The sequence below is a fragment of the Endozoicomonas sp. SESOKO4 genome (genome assembly GCF_024606275.1).
The window spans coordinates 1-3,637 of record NZ_JAHHPS010000017.1 but is presented as its reverse complement, the minus strand read 5'-3'; the positions used below and the strand labels follow the sequence as shown (position 1 = coordinate 3,637).

At 46.9% G+C, this 3,637-nt stretch carries 1 protein-coding gene and 1 pseudogene; one reads left to right on the top strand and one right to left on the bottom strand.

The window, feature by feature from the left end; all coding sequences use genetic code 11:
• The coding region (locus tag KDK16_RS00235; RefSeq protein WP_257274169.1) for a hypothetical protein at positions 1-2,930 on the bottom strand (2,930 nt) is incomplete at its 3' end.
• Positions 2,931-3,284: 354 nt separating this feature from the next.
• Here KDK16_RS00235 and KDK16_RS00230 point away from each other — a divergent pair.
• Positions 3,285-3,637 (top strand): annotated as a pseudogene (locus tag KDK16_RS00230) (S16 family serine protease); the annotation flags it as partial.

The window sequence follows — 3,637 nt, the reverse complement described above, 5'->3', positions numbered from 1 at the left end:
CGATCACCCCGCTGGTTGGCATCCTGAATCTGCTTCAGCATCAGAGGTTTGTTTAAGTAAGCTGACTCATCAGTCCGGGCGGCTTTCAGGAGTTCTTCAATCTGATTCAGGGTTCTCATGCGATCATTCAGAGTGGATGCTTCTGCGTATTGAAGGTCAAACAGTTTATCGATCGCTTTCACAAAAGAAGCCTTTTTTTCCTCTGTCATCAGCAGATCTTCAGTGAAAATACCTGCAAGTTCCGGATGAGGCTTTTCTGTCACAATACTTGCTAAGATTGAGACGGCCGCCCCTCTCATTGCTTCTGGAGTCGCAGTACTTTCTATCAAATACCTGAGGTGACGAACTTCCTTTGCCAACGACATATCTTCGGGCAGCTCATTCCTTACCGCCAAATCTAGTTTTACCTTCAGAGCGGAGGGCTTACCTTGTCTGATGCCAAGGTCAAGCATTCTTGCGGCCTGTCTGCGGTCTCCAGACTCAATCAACAGTTCAGCGGCTTCTTTGAATCGGCCGTGCTTGACCAGCAGCATTTTGAGGAAATCCAGAGTGTTATGAGCCCTGATGCTGTCCTCTATCCAGAGGTTTTGAATAAGAGTTTTTATCGGAAAGTGTTCCAGTGAGTGGGCAACGATTTCCGGATGACTCCGATCCAGCAGGTTTAATAATGAGACAAGATGATGAGGGTCGGCAAAGTAGGGGTGGTTGCTGATCAAGTCTTGAAGAAGGCTGCTCAGTTGGCTTTTTTTATAGAGTTGATTCTTATTCCAGTTGATGAGCAGTTTAATCGCTTCTTCTGCTTTTTCCGGATCGGACTTATAGGCAAACTCGGCCAACCGGAAGGCTATGGCTTTTTCCTCGGGTGTGTTCTTAGGCAGGTGCTTTGCAAGATGAATCAACCATTCAGTATTTGATGCCAGCCCACTGGCGTTCTCGATGTCTTTTCTTTTTAACAGCTGTTTGTAGAGTTCAAAAGCTTTCTCTCTATCAACAGTAATCAGTCTGTGTGCAACACTCTCAAACCATAACCATGTCTCATCATCGGCTTCTGCAGCCTCCTTGATGAAGAACGCTTCTGGAATGGCCTCCAGAGCCATCATGCAGTCATTTTCATGTTGAAACCTTTCCTGATCCCGAACAAAGCGGAGCAAGATCTGGCAAGCTGTTTCGTCACCTTTTGCCGCTTCTATGCAACGCTTTTCCAATAAGCGTGGCACCATTCTTACTGGCTGAGCCAAAGCGCTGTCTCCTGAGAAGATAACGCTGAGCACGCTGCTGAAAGTGTCGGGTACAATGAGTACACCGTCTTCCAGATCAAGCGCTTCTGAATGCTGGTGGTGAAGTGAAGGTAACTCTTCAAATGAAGTGTCGTCTGGTTGAGGTTGGCCTGGTACTGAATGACTTTGAGCACGGGTCTGATTCAGTTGCCTAAAGGTGATCTGATCATGATCCTCTATGCTGGACGCGGGCTTCCCGGGGACCAGACCAGGCAGAACGATTTTGCATGCGATAAATTTAAACGGCCAGCCAATCTGGAGTCCTGTTCCACCGCTGTATGGAACCAATCGTGTTTGTTTGGCCTTTAGTGCTTTTTTTACCAGCCAGCCAGTCAGGGTTCCTCCTGAAACACTGATACCGTGTTTCAAATCTTTCATTCTGACTTCACCATGTTGCATAAATGCGAAGATCTCGAGATGAACAGGGCTAGAGAAGAGAGGAGCTAATAACCAACCAATATAGGGAATGTTTCGAATGGTTTTGGGGTGAATGATCAGTGAGCTGGTGAAGGTTCCATTATGGGTGTCGTCAAGGTGCTGAACGTTTACTTTTTTGACTTCTACCAATGCAGGCCGGGCTGATTCGTTGACATATTTTAACGAGTCGAAAATAAGTATGGATGTCTGTTTCGTTGAAGCTTCAAGCAGGTCAAGAGGTTTGCATAGCCGGACGCCTTTCATAGTCAGCTTTCCCCTCTCAAACCCCACGATGCAGTCTGATTCTTTTGAGGGATCAGGTACTGATGTCAGTTCTTGATAAGAGTCCAGATTTTCATATCGGACTTCTACTTTTTCAGCAGAAAGTTGAACCGCGGTGCGATCCCGGGAAGAAGAGATGAATTGGTTTTTTAATACCTGGGCGATGCTAATATCGGTACCGACTGAGAGGGTCGTGTTCTCAAGCCTGAGTTGCAGTATCAGAGGGGGACTATCTTCAAACGGAATTTCAACGGTGCAGGAGAGGTCTCCCATTTCAAAATGATTTTCTGTGGCTTGTCCATTGATTAAATAGCTTTCTGATGGTTGGACGACTCTTTTTGAGTCGAAGTTTAATGCCGTAATTCTTATGGGGAGAGCATCGCCATTTTTTATGAGTATTTCGTTAAAGTTGAATGGCGTTTGCTTTCCTTCGACAATGACTCCGGTATAACTGCATAGCAGGTCATACAATAAAGAGCGCCACTGGCTTCTTTCGTCCTCACGGGTCATCTCAATACCCACCTGACGACTGATAAAATCATCCAGTTTTGACGCGACCTTTTCGTAACCCGCACCGGGAAGGTTTGAAAGTGCTCCTACAGCCTTGCCTGGCAGCCCTTTCAGTAAACCAAGGTATCCGGTCTGTTTTTGCTCTTCATCGGGGTCAAGATTCTCAGCAGGAGGAGGCGTCGTGTCTTTTCTGGCAATGTAACTTTTGTACCACCGCTGGAAGAACCAGGGGCGTCTTTCAGCCTTCCTCTCATTAATGTGAGGAGATTCTGGTGTCCGTTGGTCAGATGATTCGTGGCTCAATTGACTTGTCGTTGTCGTTTCACTGATTTGCCGGCCCAAATGATCCTGTCCAGTGACTGGAGAAGTAGGCATGTTATTGTCGCCAGTGAATCTGGGGGGAGTGGGTGAGTTGTTGCTGCCGGGTGAAAGAGGTGATGACATGTCGCCACAGTCCGTTGTGAGCTTGTGGATTTGTTAACTTTCCAACACTTATTTACACAGCTTAGCTGATGGCAATTGAACTCAGCAGGTCCGGTGAGATGAAAGGAAAAATTGTGTTTTCCTGCTGCTATTAAATGTCAAATGAATGGCAGATAAATATGGAGAAAGACTGGCATCCCAAAAGTGACATAAAAGAGATTTCTTTATGCTTCAAAACTCTTAACTACGAATGGACAACACGGCGGCCGGAGCCAATAATATTGGGTGCTCACTCATGTGTCCTAACGGGGGTCTCCCTCGTTGTTAGAGCATTGATTCATGCGCCGCCTCCTAAGGGGCGGCGCAGTTCGTTGTGATGTCATGAAAGAGTCTGCTGAAATAGCCTACAGCTTTGTTTCAAGTCAGGCCGAGAAGCTAGGCATTCCTGAAGCCTATTTTGACAAAGCCTTTATCCATCTTCATGTACCTGAAGGAGCAACTCCCAAAGACGGCCCTTCAGCAGGTATAACCATGGCCACCGCTCTGCTATCTCTTGCCACGAATACAAAGCCTGCCCCTATAGCCATGACTGGAGAACTGACCCTCACGGGTAAAGTTCTGGCTGTTGGCGGGGTTAGGGAAAAAGTCATAGCCGCTAAACGACAAGGCATTCATCCCCTGATCATTCCCGAAGAATGTCGAAGAGATTACGATGAGCTGCCGGATTA